Below are 20,858 nucleotides of genomic sequence, written 5' to 3' on the forward strand. Positions count from 1 at the left end.
GGGGCGGAGAGCCTGTCGGCTCTTAAGTTGGCCTGGCGGCCAACTACGGGCCTGACGGCCCGTCAAGGGAATCGTCGTCGTGCCTGACGGCACGACTGTGCGTCATAGAACGGGTTGGCCCTGGCGGGCCAACTAGGTTGGTTTCTATGGGAGTTGGCAGGCCTGACGGCCTGCTGCAACAAGAGAGTGTGTCCTGCCTGGCGGCAGGACTGAATTAAGTTGAGGCCTCTTCCCCTGGCGGGGAAGAGTACCGGCGCCTGCCGGCGCCGGTGATGTCAAAACTGGGTGGTTGCGCAGATATTTGAGTTGTCTCCACTCCCCTGCCGGGGAGCTCGGATGGCTGTGTCCGGCTGTCGCCGGACTGAGTGGTTATCGCGGTTTCACCTGGCTGGCGCCAGGTGCTTCCTGTGTGGTTTGGAAGCGGGGGTGCATTGCGTCTCTGGGAGGCTGTGGTGGTGAGCGATGAGGGCACGATACTGATGACGGTCAAGGTGGCTTTGGGTACACGGGTTCGGGAGGTGGTTGAGCGACACCGGGAGGTTCGACAGGCCCTGGCGGGCGGTGCTGAGTGGGATGTGACCGGCCTGAGTGGGGGTGAGGCCGCGCTGGTGCGAGCCGTACCCACTTTGTTCCTCACCTTCAGACCGTCTATGTTCAGGCCCTAACGGAAGTGGCCGCACGGACTCGCCCCGGACTGCACACCTACGCCACCGTGGTAACAGCCCATCAGGTATCGAAGCTACTTACCTGCTGGCCAAGAAAGGCTGATCCTCTCAGCCCTCCCTACTGCCCCGCCAGCCAACGCCCCTGTACGTCCGTTGGATTGACGGCACCTCAGCCTGACAGTTCGCCATTCACCGCTCAGGCAGTGACAACAGGGCTATCGTCAGGAGCTCACGGGGGCGGGAAACCCTTGCTCAATGGTTCTGTGTCCAGCCTTCCGCCTCAACCAGAGGCATCGTCGCGATCTCAGGGTGCTCCAGCTCGGACGCGATGAGCGCCACACCCACGTCCCCGTGATAGAGGCTGTTGGGGTACAGCGACTGGGCTTCCGTTGCGGCCGCTGCCTGCTCAACAAGGACCCGGGCCCGACTCAGCCAGGGCCTGTCGCCCGTGTGCCGATACTGTGCGAGCAGGGCGTAAGCACGACCCGCCAGTCCGCAGCATAAGTCCCCGGGTGCAACCCGAACGCCTTCATACGCACCCCAAGCGGCCTGGTGGGCCAGCGATTCGTAGCGACCACTGTCCCAGCGCCGGTCAGCTGAGGTCCAGAGATGGACAAAACCTGCCGCGCCGTTGCACCAGCTCCCGACGAGCGCCGATTCTGGCAGACCGTCGCCTGCCTTGCGTGGCCACCACATACCTCGGCCCGCCGGTTCCGCTGTCTCTGCCAGCTGGTCGAGCAAGACACTGAGCTCGGACGGGGGCTCAGATCCTGCTGCGGCGCACCATTGCAATGCGGAGAACGCCAGGCCGGCCAAGCCGTGAGCAGCCCCGAGCAATGGCGGCTCTCCCGAGCCGTTGAGTGCGGTGGAACGGAGTGCAGGCCGGATCCGGTCCGCCAAGCGCATCCCAAGCGAGCGCACGGCCTCGGTGGTGGTGTCGGCACCCAGCGTTTCGAGAAGCAAGGAACAGCCGACGAGCAGTCCGCTGTCCCCGAACGCGAGATCGCTGTATCTGCTGCCCTCACCTGCTGCCACGAAAGCTCGGACAGCCTCGTCCCTCGTGCCAGAGTCCCCGCGCGCATGCGCCACCAAGGCGCTCACGCAGTGGACCCCGGCAGCGTGGTGGTACAGCGAAGCGCCGCCGAAATCCCCAGGGGTGATGCCAGCGGGGCGGTTCCAGAAGGCCTCGTCTGTTCCCAAAGCGGCCTCGGCTCGGTTGACCCACAGATCGGCGTGAGCGAGAAGCGCCTCGTCCCCCCGTACGCGGGCTATTCGTAGCAGCGCGTACGCAATTCCCGCAGCACCGTACGTGACCGATGCGGTCGGTGCCTCGAGACCGGCGGCGTAGCGGCTGCCATTAGGGTCAAGCCGCAACAACACTGCGTCGAGGACGGCATTCAACTTTTTCGAGCGGCGCGGGGAGAAGCTAGGGCGGCGGGCCGTACAGTTCTGCTTCGCGGCATCCAGGAACGCCGTGTGGAATTCGGCAACTGAGTGGTAGCGCGCCTCCGGCTGTTTGGACAGCGCGCGCGAGAGACAGGCCTCGACGGCGGGAAGCTCTCGAACCCCCCACTGGTCGAAGGGTAGCGGGGCGTCCTCGATGAGCTGTCGGTGCATCTCGTCTGGCAGGAGAGAGAAGGCGTGTGTGTGCCCGCCGGTGACAATCTGGAAGGTCAGGGCGCCCAGGGAGTACTGCTCGCAGAGTGCGGGGGACGTCCGGCTAGCGCCCTCTGGTCCACTGGCGATGATTTCGGGGGCCTGGTAGAGGTCGATTCCTCCGCGGAGCAGCAGGGCAGGCACTCCGGGTGCGCTTGCAAGACCGAAGTCGAGCACGGTGGTCACGCCTGAGCCGTCGACTACGGCGTTCCGTGGATGGACATCGCCGTGCACAACACCTCGCGCGTGCAGGGACGCGTAGGCTTCCAGGACCTGCCCTGCCAGCCGCAGCCGCCCGTCGCAGTCGTCCTGTTCCGCGGCCGTCCGCGCCTCCTCTGCCGCCTGATGGAGGTCCACTCCGTCGGCCCACGAGGTCACCAAGAAAGGGCTTCCCTCCCACCTTCCGGTTTTGAGCAGCATCGGAGCGCCTGAACCCTCCAGCAGATCCAGAACAGCAGCCTCGTTGTCCATGGCGGCAAGCACCACGCAGTCTGCTGCCGGACCTGCCAGCTTCAAGGCGACGTGCGCGCCGTCCAGGGTTCGTCCTCGGTAAACCTCGGTGTCGTTGAGGACCCGGATACTCTTCAATATCGTGACGCCACCGACGACGGCGCCTACGGTGAGGGACCCCGCCACAGGCTGAGCGGCCGGCGAGTCGGCTGGCACAAGCATCCTTTCCTCGACGAGGCTGACGATGACGCCGAAGGCCGTATCGAGCGTGTGCCGGGGATCCGCCCCATTCGCGGAGCAGAACGACAGCACAGCGTCGACGATCGTGCGAGGGGTACGGAATTGGTCTAGAAGCACGGCAGTCTCGCGATCGACGACGCTGGACACCGTGCGCGTACCAGGGCGGGTGACGGTGAAGTCTCCTGCAGTCCCACCGATACGTGTGCGCACTTCCGGTTCGAGCTCCGCGACGGGTGCGAGGACGACGTCGGGTGGGAGCACGAGGATGCCAAGAGCGTTCATGCCCGTCCTCTAATCTTCGTCCACCGAGCCGAGCCACAGCCCGCCCACCGGCGACCAGGTTCGGGTGTCAACGCCGCTGAGGCCAAGCCGTTCAATGGCGAACTGCCACGCTTCCAGCTTGTCTGATGGGACGTACTCGGTGATGTGGCGGGCCAACCGCTGGGTCAGCCACATCCGCCAACTGACGGCCCGTACGGTGATGGACTTTCGCCGCGGTGGATCAATGCCCCAAGACAGCAGCCCATCCTGTGACACCGCGGCGGTAAAGGGCACACCATGCGCTTGGCAGCCGGAAAGCACTGGCCCGAGCCGATCGGTGACTGCACCGATGCCGTCAAGGCCCTCGACATAGACGACGATCTTGTCCGGTCGGCAGATGCCCTCGATCCCGGCTCCGACCTTGAACCCTCGTACAGATGGCACGGTGACTACGACGCTCACGACCTGCTCGAGCGCTTCGCTAAGCCCGTCGAGGGCCGGGCTGACGTAGAGCTTGTGCCCGCCGCCGCGCTGTGTCCTGGTGAGAGCTGGCCGGTACCCCCACTGCCACCAGTGAACGTCTCGGCGGGCGCCAACCGGGGACGCCATCTCGCTCCAGCCGTCCGGCAGCATCGACCGAACCCGCCCGCCTGGCGCGAGCCCAAGGTGTTCGCCGATCGCGAGAGTGCTCCCAAAGCGACGCCGGAGTTGCGGCGAGATCGGCTGCCGGCCGTAGGAGTAGAGCCGCCTGCCTAAATCCTCGGCCGACAGACCGGACAGCCGCTGACCATACTTCAGGGCGGCGACGGCAAGTTCTTGGGTACGCGCGCGACCCCCGTCGCCCGCTGCGCGAGCGGGGATGGCCACCGCGCCTGATCCGCTGACGAACTCGCCATCACAAAGCACCTGCAACACCTCGTCCAAGACAAGGCGTTGCACGGTGCGTTCGGTATCCGCCCCGAGACGCTCACCCACAAACCGGGGCAGCGGCCCCGGTGCAGCCAGAGTGAGCAGCAGCAGGGCTGTCTCGGACGATACAGCCCGAGGTTCGAGACGGGACCCGTTCACGGGCATTAGCGCGCCGTACAGGTCGTCGCCGTCGTATCCGGCACGAAATCGGCTCTGACCACTCGGGGACAGCCGGTCCAGGAGCACCAGTTGATAACCAGGATTGGCGCGCAGCACCGTGTCCAACGCCGAAAGCCGTACCACTAGGCTTCCTTGCTGCCGCGTGCTTGGAGCGTCTCCTCTGTCTGACGGATGTCGTCGAGGTACGAGTTAATGCGGTGCCGCGCCGCTTCGGCAGAGCCCTCAAGCATCTGAAGCCGCAGTTCGAGGTGCTGCCGCAATAACGGTAGGTCCCCCGCGTCGAGTAGGAATCGCTCCTCTGGCGGGTACCACAAGGTGTGCCAACCACCATCGAAGAAGTTGCTAGGCACACCGCACGGGGGCGGCGGCGGGGGCGGCGGGGGCGGGGGCCCGGGGCAGACCGCAGACTCCGGCGAGTCGCCGCATCCACCGTCCACCTCAAGGATCGAGCCGGACCCACCGCACGGGATCTGTATTCGGAGTTTACTTGCACGGAATGCCATTGGCGTACCTCCGTTTTCGGGCTATTCGTCTTCGCGAGGGGGCGCGCTCCCGCTGTCCGGGGAGCTGCTTGCGACGTCGGTCTGTGCCTGGACCTGGGCCGGGAGGTCGTCCGGGGTCGGACGGTCGAAAGCCCTCAGGTGGAGTCGGGTCTGATGTTCGATCCTGCTCTCGATGCCATCCGCGTCACGTCCCCGGAAGTAGTCTTTCTGCCAGCCGTTTCCACCGCGTGGTACGGACTCCATGTTCCGCAAGAACTCAGCGCGTGAGGACGACCAGGCCTGGTATCGGTGGCCGTCCTCGCCGGCCGTGTCGAGTCGGCGCAGCACGGGCCTGAATGCCTCAAGATCGCCGCGACGCTGCGGAACAACCATGCAGAACGGCTCGCCCTCCTGGAAGCACACCTCGGTGAACGGCCTTGTCACTTTCCAGTTCATGGTGAATGTCGCTGCTGCCCAGTCCGTCTCGACCACGCCTTCCAGCGCGTAGGCGGCGTCCTTTGGATAGTTGGCAGGGCCCCTGACAAGCAGGCCGTAGCCCGGCGATGTTCTAAACAGATACGGGATGCTCCAGGTGATCAGTCCGTAACCGAAGTGGCTCGCCGCGAGCGGAGGTCGGTCCCGAGGCTCGTACGAGATGGTCAACGACTCAGCCTTGTCCCCTCCCGTCCACAGGGCCCTGAACGGGACGTTGTTGGTAAGCAGCCACCCGCTCTGATTAGCGATGAGCATCGGAAGGCAGCGATTGGCAAACCGCTGGTCGGTCTTAGACATCCATTCACGGCTGGCCGACGCCGGGACTATCTCCATCGTCCAGTCCTCAAAGGCGTACGCCGCCAACATCGGCGGAGAGTCATCGTCCGTCGCCCACATAGTCGACTTCCTTTGTCCTGTAGGCTCCTGTGAGCGGTGTCGACACTGCGGAAAAGGGGCAGTCGACCTGCCTGTATCTCCTACATTGCCGACCTGGAGCGCCTTGCCTTCGCCGTCCCGCAGGGACGGCTAGAGCTCTTCGCCGAAAGCTGTGATCCCAGGAGCTGCGTCTCCGCGGCGCCGAGGTGATTCACCGCGATGTCACCTGCCGCACCGGGCAAGGCCGGATTCTGGAGTCGGGGAGCCACTGCCAGCCCGGCGAGTGATCGGGATCTGACCGCCACCCGTCACGAAGAACACGCAACTTCCGTTGCCGACAGCCATCTGCTCCCCCGTCCCTGCCCGGCCCGTGAGCATGTGCGTGCCGCATGACATGGTTGCAGCCCACGGACGAGTGCAGCAGGTGGGCAAGCGGGATTACGTCAACGGAGGGATAGTCTGGGAGGCAATACGGCGGAGGCTCCTATAGTCCTAGCGGCAGAGCAGATCGTGGCAGCAATGCCGATGCTGGTCGGCGAGGGTCTGCGGGCTACGGCTTCTTTCTGAAGGGGCCGCAGCTCGATGCCAGAAGTCATGAGGGTGTGCTGCTCCGTGGGGGTCGGTGGAGAGCTGTGCGAGTGTGGGAGTCCCTGGAAACATGTGGTCTCTCTGCTGTCATTGCAGCGATGGGCACAGGCCAGGGCTTCGGCGTAGTCGCATGACGTCCGGTTTTTGATCATCCGAGACCGAGGAGTGCCCGCTTTCCTGCCCGTTCATCACTATGACTGGCCAGCTGGGAAGACCAGGAACTGCGCCTCAGGACACCACGTCCGGGCTGGTCGGCTGCCATGGCGTTCCGGCTCCGCCCGGCACTCGCTTTGCCTCCTCGTCCGCTCATAGGCCGAGCTCGGCGAGGGCCGCCTGACGGTGAGGGCCGAGAGCGGGACGGCGGCGTCGCACGTTGCTCAGCCACTGTCCCAGGCGCACGGGGTCGCCTTCGAGGGTCTCGATGTGCCGTTGGGGCACGTTGAGGTGGCCCTCCCGTTCGAGGAAGGACCGTGCGGCGGCCAATCCGCGCTGGAAGGCGCGTTCACGCGCGGGCTGCTGGCTGCGCTGTGCTGAGGTGCCGGGCTCACGCGCCCAGTCGCATCCCAGCTGGGTGAGGAGACCGCGCTGGCCGGGGTGCAGGTCGTCGGCGCGGATCCGCTGGGCGTCGAGCCACTCTCCCGCTTTCGCTGTCTCGGCTCTTTCCAGATTCCGACGCGCATCGTGGTAGGCCCGTTGCCAGGTGAAGGGCCACGGCGGATTCCACCACGGGTCCAGGGCTGTGAGGGCAGCAGTGCGCTCTGCGGTGAGGCGGTCGGCGCGGGTGCGCTGCGTGGCCAGCCAACGCCCCAGCGGATAGCCGTCGTTGACCTCGTCGACGGGGACGGCGAGGTGGCCGTGGCGGGCGGCATAGGCGGTGGCGTGGGCCAGGCCCCGGTCGAAGGCCTGCTGCCGGGGGTCCCAGATGATGCTGAGACGTTCCAGGGCATGGGTGCGGGCCGGGTCGAGTGCGTCGCTGGTGTGCAGGTGGCGCTGCCAGGTCAGCCAGCGGCCCAGGGGGTAGCCGGAGGGGTCTTCGTAGGCCTGGGGGACGTCGAGGTGGTGGTGGGTGCGGTGGTAGCGGCGGGCTGCGGTGAGGCCGCGGCGCCATTCGGCGCTCTTGGGTGCCAGCACCCGCAGGGACAGGGCGAGGGCGACTTCCTCGGTCCGGGTGGGGCGGTCGAAGTGCAGCCAGGCGTCGGGGTCCTCGGGCGCCATGGTGGGCCGGTCGGTGCGCGGGTCGGCGAGGCGGGCGTCGAGGCGGTCGTCGTGGGCGCGCAGGGCCTGGACGGTGCGCCACAGCGGGGTGTAGGCGTCCGCGCCGAGGAGATCGTCGGGGTCTTCGCCGGGGGTCAGGTAGACGGGGACGATGAGGGTGGCCTTCTTGCCTGCGCCGGGGTCCTGGCGCAGGGCGCGGCCGACGGCCTGGACGGTGTCGACCGGGCTGTTCTTGGGGTCGGCGAAGACGACGGCGTCGATGGCGGGGACGTCGATGCCCTCCCCCAGGACGCGGGCGTTGGAGAGGACCGCGGGGGTCTGCGGGTCGGTGTGGGAGGCGAATTCCAGGAGCAGGTGGCGGCGTACCTGGGGTGCGTGGCTGCCACTGATCCAGTCCGCCCACAGTTTCTGCGGGCGCAGTTCGGCGGGCAGCGTGGCGGCGGTGTCGGCGAGTGAGGTGGCGAACGCGCGGGCGTCGGCGACGCGGTGGTGGAAGGTGAGGATGCGGCGCAGCCGGTGGTCGTGGATGGCGCGCAGGACGGCGACCTGGCGGCCGGCCAGGCGCAGACCGTCGGCGCCTGCGCCGGGTCCGGTGGCGAGCCAGTCGCGCAGGTCGGTGTTGTCGACGACGGGGACGAGGATCTGGTAGTCGGCGAGCAGGCCGAGATCGATGGCGTCGGAGAGGGTCAGCCGGTAGGCGACGGGGCCGAAGAGGGTTTCGTCGTCCATGGAGGCCACCGCCTCCTCGCCCTGGTCGCTGTCGGGGTCCCAGATGCGGGGGGTGGCAGTCAGGTAGAGGCGGCGCGTGGCGGGGACCTGGTCGTTGTGGTGGATCGCCGCCCAGGACTTGCCAAGACGGCCGGCCGTGCGGTGGGCCTCGTCGACCACGGCCAGGTCCCAGGCGGGCAGTCCGTGGTCGTGGTGCGCGGTGACCACGGCGGGCAGGGAGGCGTACGTGGCGTAGACGGTTACCGGGCCTGGCCTCGTCTCGCGGATGTGGGCGGCCAGTTCACCGGGGTCGGTGGTCATGGGCACGTCGGCGCTGACCGGTTCGTGGTCGAGGGCCTGCCGGGCCGAACACACCGCTACCGCCGGTCCTTTGCGGCCTGCCGCACGCCAGGAGCGGATCGTCTGCGACAACAGATCCAGGGTCGGCAGCAGCACGAGCACGTGACCGCGGGCAGCCAGGCGGGCGGCGGCGCGGGCAGCGATGAGCGTCTTGCCCGTGCCGCAGGCGGCCACCACGCTGGCTCGCGGGTGCGTGCGCAGCGTGGTGGTGGCCGCGGTGACGGCTTCCTTCTGGTGTGGCCGGAGTTCGATGTCAGCGGTCGGCATGCTCTCCTGCTGTGGGGAGACGGGTTACGAGGTGTCTGTCGGTCTTCTGTGGCCTATCTTCCTCCACGCTCTGATGCCGCAGGCTGGCCGTCGATCATGCTTCGGGTCTGTGTGGGCGGGTGGAGAAGATGTCCGGCCGTGGCTCGCTGCTGCCGGAGACGAGCTCGGTGCAGCGTGGGCGGGCAGGGGGTCACAGGTCGGCTGAGACCAGCGGCCGCAGCGTGGAGCCGTTGCGGTGTTTCATCACGCTGAGCTGGCTGGGGATGCGGCGGCTGAGTTCGGCGACGTGGCTGACGATGCCGACCGCCCGGTTGCCGGCGCGCAGTTGGTCGAGTACGTCCATGACGTCCTGAAGGTTCTGTTCGTCGAGGCTGCCAAAGCCTTCGTCGATGAATAGGGTTCCCAGGGGGCGGCCGCTGGCTTCCTGGGTGACCACGTCGGCCAGGCCGAGGGCGAGGGCGAGGGAGGCAGTGAAGGTTTCGCCGCCGGACAGGGTGGAGGTCTCGCGTTCGGTACCGGTCCAGTTGTCCAGGATCCGTAGCCCCAGACCGGCCTTGAGGCGTCCGCGCCGGCCAGCGTCTTTCTCGTCGCTGTGTACGAGGAGGTAGCGGTCCGAAGTCATCGCTTGCAGCCGGATGTTGGCTGCGTCGGCGATCTCTTCGAGGCGCGCGGCCAGGACGTAGGCCTCCAGTTCCATGCTGAGTGTGTTCGCCGCGGTGGTGGCCGATGCGATGCCTGCCAGGCGGTCGGCCAGGGCGTAGCGGGCCTGCAGAGGTGCGAGTTCGCTCAGGCGGGTTTCGAGGGCGGCGACGAGTGCGGTCAGGGCGGTGAAGCGGTCGCGGGCTTGCTGGGATGTGCCTGCGGTGTTCTTCACGTGTGCTTCGGCCTGCAGGAGCGCATCGCCGGCGGCTTGCGGCTCTGCGGGGGGCTGGGCGCTGGCCTCGAGCAGGTCCGGCGTGTTCAAGGTACCTGTGACAACGGCGTTGTCCTTGTCCCACTGCTGGAGTTCCTCGCGCCACTGTTGCAGGTGTGCGGCGGTTTGCAGTGCGGCGGCGGCTTCCTCGCGTGTGGGGAAGCCAGCGTTGTGGGCGGCGTCGTCGGCTGTGGTGCGGGCCTCGTGGTGGTGGTCGGCTGCCGTGGCTGTGGTCTGCGCGGCGTCAATGGCAGCTGCGAGGTGTTCCGCTGCTCGGGTGAGTTCGCTCACGCGGTCACCCAAGGTCGCGGCGCTGCCGCGTGCGGCATCCAGGGCGAGGGCGATGGTGTGCTGCTGCTGTGCCAGGGCTTTGTGGCGTGTCTGGCATTCGGTCAGGCGGTCCTTGGACTCCTGGCTCTGCTGGGTGCGGGTGTCGCACTCGTGTTGGAGCCGGGCCAGTTCTTCCTGGGCGGAGGGCAGTTTGCCGGCCTGGTCGCAGGCGGTCTGGTGGGCTGTGCGAACGGCCTGACGTTGCAGCTCAAGATGATCGGGCGGAGTCGGTCCGGCCGTTCCGAGCGCCTGCGCATGCTGCTCGGCGAGGTCGCTGCGGGCACGGCTGGCCCGGCTGTGCGCGGCCTCTGCCTGTTCGTGGACGGTGTGGGCCTTCTCCTCGTCTTCACGCGTGGGCTGGTCGGGCCGCCGCTGTGCCGGGGCTGGGTGGACGGCTGAGCCGCACACCGAGCATGCGGCTCCGTCGGTGAGTTCGGCCGCCAGTTCACCGGCCATGCCCTCCAGGCGGCGTTCGCGCAGGTCGAGCCAGTCCTTCTTGGCGTGCAGTGCCGCCGCTTCACGTTTGGTCTCGGTCTCCTCGGCTGTGGCCAGCAGGGCGGCGAGGCTGTCGCGCGTGCGGGCCGATGCGAGCTGCGTGTCCAGGGACTGGATGTCTCGCTCGAGCTGGGGGATCTGGTCGGCTGCCTTGGTCATGGCCTCCACGCGGCCGGTGTGCTCGGCCTGCAGTGCGGGCCATGCCTGGACCCACTGCGCGGCCTCGTCGTGGTCGGCTTGCGCCTGCTCTTCCTTCTCGCTCAGCTCGCCCATCTGGGCGCCGAGTTGAGTGTGGCGCTCCTCGTCCGGCAGAAGACCTTGAAGGCGGCCACGCTCGGCATGGTGCTGTTCGAGGGCCATCTGCAGCTGAGGGATCTCGGCGTGGGTGTGGGCGGCTTGCAGCAGGGTGCGGGCGGTGTCCTGTGCGGTTTGGGCCTTACTGAGTGCAAGAGCGCTGCGCTCAAGGCCGTCCAGCAAGGGGCGCAGTGATTCGGCGCGTTGGCCCTTCTCTAGTTGCTCGCGCAGTTGTGGGTGACCGGCGGCCCTCTGGTCCAGGGCGGCGCGCTTTGCGAGGGCTTGGCTGTGCTGGCGCTGGTGGTTGTCGAGGGCAACGGCGCGCTGATGGTCCTGCTTGGCCCTTTCGTGGGCTTCGTCGCTGCGCTCCTCGTCTGCCAGAGCGGCGGTTTGGGCATCGCGGGCGCCAGCCAGCAGGCCCTGGGCCCAGGTGAGGGCGTCGACGGGATCCTCGGTATCGGGGCGGACGGGCCGGCCCGGGGAGGTGTCGGCCTCCTGGAGGGCAGGGCCGGCTTCCTGGTCGATGCGTTCGCTGAGCTGTTGTACGGCGGTGGCGACCTCGTCGAGGTCCTTTTTCGCGGTCTTGCTGCGCGCGGTGAGCCAGTTCTGCAGCTCTTGGAAGCGTCCGGTGTCAAACAGCCTGCGCAGCAGCAAGGCGCGGTCTTTGGCGTCGGCGCGCAGAAATTTAGCGAAGTCTCCCTGGGGCAGGAGGACGACCTGGCAGAACTGTTCCTTGGACAGCCCCAGCGCCGCCTCGATCTCTCTACAGGCTTCTTCGGGTTTGGCGCAGACCGGCTCCCAGGTGACGGAGTCGTCCGCGGTGACGGTCCGTTCGTGCAGCTGGGCGGTGGCTTCGGCGGTGGCGGTGCCACTTTTGGCGCGCGAGCTGGGATAGGTCTGCTTGGGCGTCCGGGTGATCCTCAGGCGGCGGCCGGCTGCGGTGAACTCGAGGATGACCCGGGTGCGCATGTCGTTCGGGGCATGGTCGCTGCGCAGGCGGTGGGTGGGGCGGATGCCGGGCACGGTGCCATAGAGCGCGAAGCAGACCGCGTCCAGGATGCTGGTCTTCCCTGCCCCGGTGTCGCCGCGCAGGAGGAACAGGCCCGCGCTGGTCAGGGCATCGAAGTTGACGTCTTCGGTGCGGGCGAACGGGCCGAATGCCTGGACGGTCAAATGGTGGAGATACATCAGCTGGCCTCTCGCGCGGCGGCTTGGGTGCGGACGCTTTCCAGTCCCTCGTGCAGCAGGTCCTGTTCCGCGCGGGTGGCCTGGATACCGCTGACGTGATGGAGGAATCCCAGGGTGATCTCGTGGTCGGTGCGGCCCTGGACGCGGGAGCGGTAGGACTCGCCCCCGGGCTGGCGCTCCTGAGAGAAGCTCAACTTCAAGGTGTGGGGGAAGCGTTGGCGCAGGTGCTCCATGGCCAGGTGCGGCCGGGCCGGGTCAGTGAGCGTGATGTGCAGCCAGCACTTCTCGTACTCGCTGTACTCGGGGCCGGTCAGCAGCTCCTGCAGGGTGCCGGACATCTGACGCAGGCGGCGCGGGACGGGGCAGAGGACTTTGCGTGCTGTAAGGACGGCGTCGGCGCCCAGGTCGACCAGCCACATGGCCTTGGGGTGCTCGGCCTCGGAGAAGGAGTAGGCCAGCGGGGATCCGCTGTAGCGGATGCGTTCGCTGATCTTCTGGCAGCGGTGCAGGTGCCCCAGCGCCACGTAGTCCGCCCCGGTGAAAACTGAGGCGGGCACGGAGGGAACGCCGCCTGCGGTGATGTCGCGCTCGCTGTCGCTGGTGTCCGCGCCGGTGACGAACGCGTGGGCGAGGACCACCGAACGGGTACCGGAAGGCTGTGCAGCCAGGTCGGCCCGGACCTGGTCCATGGCTGCGCCGAGTACCGCATGATGACTGGCCTGTTCCGCGCCTAAGTGGGCGTGGACGAGACCGGGTTCGAGATAGGGAAGGCCGTAGAAGGCCACCGGCCCGTGCTGGTCCTGCAGGACGACTGGCCGGGCGCAGTCCTCCACGCCGGTGCGCAGATGGATGCCGGCGTGCTCGATCAGACGGGCGTTGACCCCCAGCCGCCGCGGCGAGTCATGGTTTCCGCTGATCATGATCAGCGGGACCCGGAGGTCGGCGAGTTCCTCAAGGATCCATTTGAACAGGTCGATCGCGTCCAGCGGCGGGATGGCGCGGTCGAAGACATCGCCCGCAACGGCCACGGCCTCAACCTCTTCTTGTTGCACCGTTTCCAACAGGTGTTCCAGGAAGGTGCGTTGCTCGGCCAGCAGGGGGACTCGGTGCAGCTGGCGGCCGAGGTGCCAGTCCGAAGTGTGCAGGATCCTCATGAGCACAGACCGTAACCATTGCGGTAGCAGGTGCGGGTGGTTTTCCCGATAAAGGGTCATGTTTAAGGGGAGACCGGGGCAGATGAGATGAAAGGTTTCTGCACTGCGGCGCCAAACGTCCGGGCAGGTGGCGGCTCACAGGGTGATTGTCAGTGGCAGGAGGCAGGATAGGCAGTGGGGGAAGGAGGATGTGATGTCGTTATCGCGTTCTGCATCTGATCGCACCGTGGCGCCCGGGGGGTGCCGCTGGTGCGGAATCGAAGCCCGTGGCCACGGCCGTCAATGGCTGTCGGAGGTCGGCTGGCACGCGTGGGTGGAGCCAACCTCCGAGCAACGCAAGGAGCGCATGCAGCAGCGGCGTGCGCAAAGCGGCCGGGTCAGGAGGCCAGGGCCTGGACCTCGGTGAAGATCTTCTGCAACTGGTGCGGCACATCCTCGGCGGTGGTCAGGGTCGTGACCAGCCCGTAGACCATGTCGGTCTTTCCGTTCGGGCTGTTCTCCCCAGCCTGTGGCTTGATCATCGCGAGGATGAGACTGCTGAACTTTCCGCCGCGATGGGGCGCGAAGTCGTCGGCGGTCCAGGGATTTCCCGGTTCGCGGGGCCAGTGGGCGTTAGCGGCAGCGGCCCACTGCCCGTCCGTGAAGAGTTCTTCGAGCTCGTTGTGGCCGTCGGCCTCGCCAACGTAGGAGACCTGCTCCGCCAGGTCGAGACCTGCCCTGATGAGCTTTTCGGTCCTGAAGTGCTTGTTGCCGCGGCTGTCCGCGTCGACCATGAGCATCACCGTGCGGTGGTGCTTGACGAGGTAGCCGGCCAGGTGCAGGGCTCCCTCATTGTTGCCGCACGCCCACAGGGCGATACCGGCGGCCTGCAGCGACAGCCCCTGGGAGAGGCGGAAGAGCACAGGCACGCTCTCCTGCTCAGTGGGCCCCTCGACGGCCAGGAAGCAGCGCTCGTGCAGCAGGACGGAGTTGCGCAGGCCCACGGCAGCGGCGATCTGTCCGAGGTGGATGTCGATTCCGTTGTGCGTGTCGTCCTGAAGGCGTTCCACGACGGTGCGGCCGCCGGCACTGAGTTTGAGGTGAACGACGTCGGCGATGTCGACACCGTCGATGAGGTTCATCGAGTGCGTGGCGACGACGACGCTGACGTGGGGCAGGGCGCACTGCTTGCGAATGATGTCCATGACGGTGCGCTGGTGGCGGTAGTCGAGGTGGGTGTCGGGTTCGTCGTAGACAACGATGGTCTGCGTCGGCTCCTGCTCTCCTTCCTCCCCCGCGGCGGCCAGTTCGCTGTTCTCCAGCAGGTTGCTGGTCCACTCCCACACGGCGAGCGCGATCCGGCGGTTGCTGCCCTGGCCGGAGCGCGTGAGGTCGACCGGTTCCCCGTCGGCCTTGGAGACTTCCAGCGGAGCCCGCTTGAAGCCGCCGCTGAAGGACACCTCGGGCTTGACCTGTACGCCGACGAAGTCGCTGCAGTGCTGGCACAGGGAGTCGGCTTCCTTCTCCAGCCGCTGGGTGACCTCCCCCTCGATCTCCCGCACCCGTCCCTGCAGAGTCTCGTCCTGCAGAAGGGTCTGGTAGCAGCCGTTCAGTGCGGTGCGCACGGCGTCGTCGGGGCTCTCGTCCCTGCCTCCGAACTGCAGCAGGCGCGGCAGACGCTCCCGCAGTTCCTTGGGCAGCGACTTCCACCGCTCCACCTGAGGTGTCGTGACAGCGTAGTCCTTGACGGCTTGGAGGTAGTCGTCCTTCAGGGAGCCGGCCGGTGCCAGTCCGAACTCGGTGACCAGCTCGGCGAGGCCGTGCTTCAGGAGCCGGTCCAGGTCGTGCAGCCGGCTGTCGGCGGGCTGCGAACCGAAGTACTGCCACTGAGCCGCTTGCCCGCCCTCGGCGATGCGGCGGATGCGAAGACTCGCGGGCAGTGCAGCAAGGGCCCGCTCACCAGCGTCGAGGGTAAAGACCCCCTCCACCCAGGTCTCGGCGCAGCGGCCTCCTGCCGCTCCGTCGATGAGCGCGTAGGTCCGGTCCTCCTCCGTCAGGCGGTAGTCGCCGAGCAGGAAAGCCAGGGCGGTCAGTATCGCGCTCTTCCCGCCGTCGTTGCGGCCGGCCAGGATCGTGGGACTGCTGACCGGGAGGTCATCCACCTGCGCCAGGGAGCGGAAGCCGCACGCGGAAAAACGGGTGAGGTACACGGTCTGGCTGCTCCGAATCTCCCTCTGCGGACAGAGAGGGGTGGGACGTGCGAGTAATACGCGCGCGGGTGAGGCTGATGAGCACCCGCAACGAGTCCGTCATCCTAGGGGTGGCGTCTGTAACGGCCGTACGGTTTACGTCAATTCGCCTATCTCAAGTCGGGGCGGAAGGGCAGCGCGGCGGATCCTGGTATAGGGACTCGGCATCAGCCGCTCTGCTGTCGCTGCGCACCGCGATGTCGATGACGGCCGCCACGTCGAAGACGACCAGGGCCACCCCGCTCACGTCCGTCTCTTGATCGATCCATGTGCAGCACCACGCCTGTGGCGCCCAACGGGTTGCACTACGACGTGTTCTTCACCCGACCGAGCGCAGGCTGTCTGAACTGTCGTGCCAGAGCGTGAGGGGCGCCCAATCAGCCCGCCGCTCCAATGGCTCTCGTCGCTTCCTGAGCCATGTGGCTCCGTCCAGGGCGCGTGATCGAAGGTGGAGCAGTCCCGCCACCCGTTCGAAGGTGTTCGAGCGCGGCCGCAGAGGTTCAGCATCTCCATGTCTCGCTCTTCCGCACCACCGTGTACGCGGCCTTCGCTCAGCGCAGTGATCTGCGGTCGGTGAGCAGTCCCGAGGCTCCTGCCACTACGATCTTTCACTCATAAAAGGCCTTGAGGAGCCATAGCTCCTCTGAGCGTGACACCGTGCAGATCGAGCACAAGGCAACCCAGGATCCAGTCGTCCGGCGGTAGCCGCCGCGGCCGACTCCGCCGGGCGTCACCTCCGCTACGCCCCACCGCCCGCGTGGCCTGCGATGGAGACCCTGGCTGACAGCAAGGCGGAACAAGTACTTTCCGGCCAGTACGCACGAGTCCGCGTAGGGCAGCCGATGGCTGTGCTCGGTCTCCGGATGCGGACGCCGGATCCTCTATTCGCGCTCCTGATGCTGCGCTGTGATGGGTATGCGGTGGCAACGGCCGTACGGAAGCCTGCAACGGGCCGCAGCTTTCACCGGCGCGTTCGGCTAGCGTGGATGGGCGCGCTCAGGCGCAGGATCCGCATCCCTCGGGGGGGTAGTTATGGATCCAATCGTTTTGGCGGCAGGTACGGCGCTCGTTGGGGCCATCGCCACTGATACATGGGAACAGTCCCGTGCCGCCCTCCTTACCTTCTGGCGACGGCTGCGTCCCGAGCAGGCTGAGGCGGTCGGCGAGGAACTTTCCGATACCCGGGCCCAGTTGCTGGCGGCTCGCAGGTCGTCGGACGCCGGGGCTGAACAAACCCTGGTGTCGGACTGGCAACTGCGGCTGCAGTCTCTGATCCGTCACAACCCGGCGGCCGCCGAGGAGTTACGGCGTCTGCTGACCACCGAGCTGATGCCGGCCCTGACCGCGGACGAGCAGGTGCACATCGGAACTCTGACGATGAAGGCCGAGGCATCGGGCCACGCCCGCGTCTACCAGGCAGGCCGTGACCAGCACATCAGCGGGGACTGACGGTGCCTGGTGACCCTGCTGGGGCGCCCGGTCCAAACGAGGATCCCGGCCACCTGCAGCGATTCGAGGCCACGGCGTCCGGCTCTGCCCGGATCTACCAGGCGGGGCGGGACCAGCACATCGCCGAGCGCGATCTGCACCTGCACTACGCGGACGGCACCGTCGGTGCCCGCCGGGTCGTGTTCGATGACGAGGCCGGCGCCAGTTACTGCCCCTATCCCGGTCTGCCCGCCTTTGAGGGAGACCAGGCTCAGTGGTTCTTCGGCCGGGACCGGCTCACCGCCGAGTTGTTGAGCCGTCTTGACGAACGGCTGCGCGAGGGCGGGGCCCTGGCCGTCGTCGCCCCGTCCGGGGCGGGGAAGACCTCGGCGCTGAAGGCCGGGCTGCTCCCCGCCCTGGCCCGGGGGGTTCTGCCCGTGCCAGGCTCGGCCCGCTGGCCACGACTGCTTTTGACGCCCACTGCCGATCCGGTCAGGGTGCTCACCACCCGGCTCGCGGAGGCACTGGTCCTGGATCCACGGCAGATGGCCGGGCCCGGTGCGGCCGTGTCGCGGTCGTGGGCGACGGCGGCACGTGCCGCCCTGGGCGCTGCGGTCGACGGGCAAGGGCAACGCCTGGTCATTGTGGTGGACCAGCTGGAGGAGCTGTTCACCGCGTGTGAGAGCGAGCCGGACCGGCATGTCTTTCTCGACCTGCTGTCCTCACTTGCCCTCGCCGACCCGCGCGGCGGCCCTCCGGCGGCTCTTGTGGTCTTCGGGCTCCGCTCGGACTTCTACACCTCCTGTGCCCGATACCCGCAGCTGCGGGCCGTGTTGAGCCACGGCCAGGTCCTGGTCGCGCCACTGACCGATGCGGAGCTGCGGCAGGCAATTCTCTTCCCGGCCCGTTCGGTGGGCCTGGACATCGAGCCTGGCCTGGTCGAGCTGCTGCTGCGCGACCTCGGAGTTCCGGCGTTCCGCACAGGCGCCGATGGCCCTTCGTCTGCGGGCGGAGGGGAACTGCCTCGTTCAGAAGACTCCTCGACACCGCCTGTGGAGAATTACGAGTCGGGCCGGCTGCCGCTGCTCGCGCACGCCCTGCGTGTTACCTGGCAGCAGCGGCACGGTCACACCCTCACAGTGGACGGCTACCGCATCACGGGAGGCATCCACCAGGCCGTCGCCACCACTGCGGAGCGCCTGTGCACCGCTCTGGAACCGGCCGCGCAACAGGCCGCCCGCACCGTCTTCCTGCGTCTGGTCAGGCTCGGCGACGGCGTCGACGACACCCGGCGCCCGCTCCCCCACGACCAGCTGCAGGCCATCGGCAAAGGTCCGGCCGCCACGGCCGCGGTCATCGAGTCATTCGCCCGCGGCCGCCTCCTCACCCGGCGCCGCGACAGCATCGAGATCACCCACGAGGCGCTCCTTCATGCCTGGCCGCGGCTACGCCGCTGGATCGACACCGACCAGGCCGGGCACCTGGCCCACCAACAACTCGAAGAGGCCGCGGCCGACTGGTCCAAGGCACACCACGACACCGGGCTGCTCTACCGCGGTCATCGCCTGGAGGCCGTCCGCGCCTGGGCCGACGGCCCTCGCCGGGAGAGCCTCAGTGCGACCGCGGCACGCTTCCTGACCACCTCGACGCAGCACCAGCGGCGGGCCACACGCCTGCGCCGCACGCTGATCACAGTCGTGACGGCGCTCGCCCTGATCGCCTCGTTGGCCGCCGTCGTCGCCTTGCAGCAACGCGCCACCGCACGCGACCAGCGCGACGACGCGATCTTCAAGCGCATCACCGCGGAGGCCGACAACGTCCGCTTCCCCGAGGCCTCACTCGCAGCCCAACTCGACCTGGTCGCCCACCGCATGCCCCCAAACGCCGCCGTACGTCTGCACCTGATCTCCGACGCGAACGGGCCGCTGGCCACACCGGTGACCGAGCACGAGGGCGTGGTGCAGACGGTGGCGTACGGTCCGGGCGGACGGCTGCTGGCCAGCGGTGGCGGCGACGGCACAGTCCGGCTGTGGGACGTGACCCGCCCGACCCGACCCAAGGCCCTGGGCACGCCCCTGAAGTGCGGCGCCGAGACGGTCACGACGGTGGCTCTGTCCGCCAAAGGGCACCTGCTGGCCTGCGGCGCGTACGGCGGCCGGGGCACAGTGCGGCTGTGGAACGTGGCCGACCCGGCCCGTCCCACAGCCCTGGGCGGCCCCCTGGCATCCCTCAAGAATGCCGCGATGACCGCGGCTTTCAGCCCGGACGGCCGCACCCTCGCCGTGGTCAGCGGGGACCGGAAGCTACGGCTGTGGCAAGTGGGGGCCCACCGGGGTGGCACAGCCGCCGGCCGAGCAACTCGCCACCTACCCGGGGTACTTCCCCTCTGCCCTGACGTACAGCCCGGACGGCAACACTCTGGCCACCGGCGATACGAACGGCGAGATCCGGCTCTGGGACGTGGCCGGCGTGCCCACGGCCCTGGGCACGCCGGTGAACGCCGCCGACCTCGGCTCGGTGCTGTCTGCGGCCTTCAGCCCGGACGGCGACACCCTGGCCACCGGCGGTTCCGACGGCACCATCAGGCTCTTGGACGTGAGCAACCGCGACCGCCCGAAGGCGCTGGCCAAGCGGCTGACCGGGCACACCGGAGCCGTCCGGTCGGTGGCGTTCAACACGGCGGGCGACACGCTCGCCAGTGGCTCGGAGGACTGTGCCGTCCGCCTCTGGGACGTCGACCAGCCGGAGTACCCCGCACCCGTGGGAAGGCCACTGAACAGCCACACCGCGCCGGTCAACGCGGTCGCTTTCCATCCCGACGGGCAGACGCTCGCCAGCGGTGCAGATGACCGGGCGATCATGCTGTGGACCCTCCCCACGGCCCTGCCGGGCAACGCCGAGGGCGCCTTCACACTGGCGTTCAGCCCACGCAGTCCCTTCCTGGTAGCCGGCACAGCCCTCGGGGTAGCCAGCGTGTGGACGCTGAAAGACCCCTTCCGCCCCCGGCTACTGACCACAAATACGGCCAAACCTTCACCCACGGAGGCCGAAACCGGACCAGCCATAGCGCTCAGCCCGGACGGACGGATCCTGGCCGGCGGCAACAAACTCACCGTCGGGCTGTGGAAAGCCACCGACCTGCCGCACCTCACCCCGCTCGGCAAACCCCTCACCGGACACACCGCCACGCTTCAGGCCGTGCGGTTCAGCCCGGACGGGCACACCCTGGCCAGCCTCGACCAGAGAGGCACGATGCGACTGTGGGACGTCACCGACCCGCGCCACGCCACGCCTCTCAGCTCCCCCCTGCCCGGTCAACCCGAGACGAACAATGCGCTGGCCTTCAGCCCGGACGGGCGGACGCTGGCTACCGCCAACCGTCTGCATCACATCCGACTGTGGAACGTCACCGATCCGACACACCCCCGGCACGGCCAAGTCCTTAAGGGACACACCGACATGGTGTCGTCCCTCGCCTTCACCCCTGACGGCCAAACCCTCGTCAGCGGCGGACACGACGGGAAGGCACGACTGTGGGACGTCGCCAACCCAGACAACCCCAAAGCGCTCGGCAAGCCCCTCACCGGCCACGCAGGCGACGTACTGACCGTAGCGGTGAGCAAGGACGCGCACTTGCTGGCGACCGGCGGCAGGGACACGGTCGTGCAACTCTGGGACATCACGGACCGCGCCCACCCGACGTACGTCGACCGCTCCCTGACCGGTCACCGGGACCCCGTATCCGCACTGGCCTTCAGCCCGGACGGCCGATCCCTGGCCAGCGGATCGCTGGAAGGCTCCGTATGGCTGTGGCACCTGGACAGCCGGGACAACAAACACCGCATCTGCAACACAACCCGCAACGCACTCACCCGCGACGCCTGGCAACAGCACCTCACCGGTCTCGCGTTCGCCCCACCCTGCACCTGAACTCAACACCGGCAGCACCAGCCGCTCCGGCGTGACCCGCGGCCTTT

Annotated in this window: 9 protein-coding genes and 2 pseudogenes; 4 read left to right on the top strand and 7 right to left on the bottom strand. The window is 67.9% G+C overall.

Going from position 1 to position 20,858, the window contains the following annotated elements; genetic code table 11:
* Positions 1-917: 917 nt before the first annotated feature.
* From ACIBEI_RS42620 to ACIBEI_RS42650, 7 genes are all read right to left on the bottom strand, one after another.
* Positions 918-3,293: a lanthionine synthetase LanC family protein gene (locus tag ACIBEI_RS42620; protein WP_398896279.1), complete on the bottom strand. Its 2,376-nt coding sequence runs from the start codon at positions 3,291-3,293 to the stop codon at positions 918-920.
* 9 nt (positions 3,294-3,302) lie between these two features.
* Positions 3,303-4,466 (bottom strand): hypothetical protein, encoded by a 1,164-nt coding sequence (locus ACIBEI_RS42625; protein ID WP_398896281.1) that lies wholly within the window; start codon positions 4,464-4,466, stop codon positions 3,303-3,305.
* Positions 4,467-4,885: 419 nt separating this feature from the next.
* On the bottom strand, positions 4,886-5,734 hold the full coding sequence (locus tag ACIBEI_RS42630; RefSeq protein WP_398896283.1) for a DUF6065 family protein: 849 nt from the start codon (positions 5,732-5,734) through the stop codon (positions 4,886-4,888).
* An 873-nt stretch (positions 5,735-6,607) separates the two neighbouring features.
* Positions 6,608-8,851 carry a Helicase associated domain protein gene (locus ACIBEI_RS42635; RefSeq protein WP_398896285.1) on the bottom strand — a complete coding sequence of 748 codons (2,244 nt, stop codon included), beginning with the start codon at positions 8,849-8,851 and terminating at the stop codon, positions 6,608-6,610.
* Positions 8,852-9,041: 190 nt separating this feature from the next.
* Positions 9,042-12,071 (bottom strand): AAA family ATPase, encoded by a 3,030-nt coding sequence (locus tag ACIBEI_RS42640; RefSeq protein WP_398896286.1) that lies wholly within the window; start codon positions 12,069-12,071, stop codon positions 9,042-9,044.
* The gene (locus ACIBEI_RS42645) at positions 12,071-13,225 is read right to left on the bottom strand and encodes an exonuclease SbcCD subunit D (protein ID WP_398896288.1); all 1,155 of its coding nucleotides are present in this window, start codon (positions 13,223-13,225) and stop codon (positions 12,071-12,073) included. Before ACIBEI_RS42645 ends, ACIBEI_RS42640 begins: the two co-directional genes overlap by 1 nt.
* 377 nt (positions 13,226-13,602) lie before the next feature.
* The gene (locus tag ACIBEI_RS42650) at positions 13,603-15,366 is read right to left on the bottom strand and encodes a hypothetical protein (protein WP_398896289.1); all 1,764 of its coding nucleotides are present in this window, start codon (positions 15,364-15,366) and stop codon (positions 13,603-13,605) included.
* A gap of 1,326 nt (positions 15,367-16,692) precedes the next feature.
* Here ACIBEI_RS42650 and ACIBEI_RS42655 point away from each other — a divergent pair.
* From ACIBEI_RS42655 to ACIBEI_RS42670, 4 genes and pseudogenes are all read left to right on the top strand, one after another.
* A complete protein-coding gene (locus tag ACIBEI_RS42655; protein ID WP_398896290.1) occupies positions 16,693-16,902 on the top strand; it encodes a hypothetical protein in 210 nt (69 codons plus the stop codon).
* Between the two features lie 179 nt (positions 16,903-17,081).
* Positions 17,082-19,187 (top strand): annotated as a pseudogene (locus tag ACIBEI_RS42660) (hypothetical protein); the annotation flags it as partial.
* Positions 19,188-19,215: 28 nt separating this feature from the next.
* Positions 19,216-19,566 (top strand): annotated as a pseudogene (locus ACIBEI_RS42665) (WD40 repeat domain-containing protein); the annotation flags it as partial.
* Between the two features lie 75 nt (positions 19,567-19,641).
* Positions 19,642-20,811: a WD40 repeat domain-containing protein gene (locus ACIBEI_RS42670; protein ID WP_398896393.1), complete on the top strand. Its 1,170-nt coding sequence runs from the start codon at positions 19,642-19,644 to the stop codon at positions 20,809-20,811.
* Positions 20,812-20,858: the final 47 nt, after the last annotated feature.

The organism is Streptomyces sp. NPDC050988 (assembly GCF_044456225.1).
Lineage (GTDB): Bacteria > Actinomycetota > Actinomycetes > Streptomycetales > Streptomycetaceae > Streptomyces.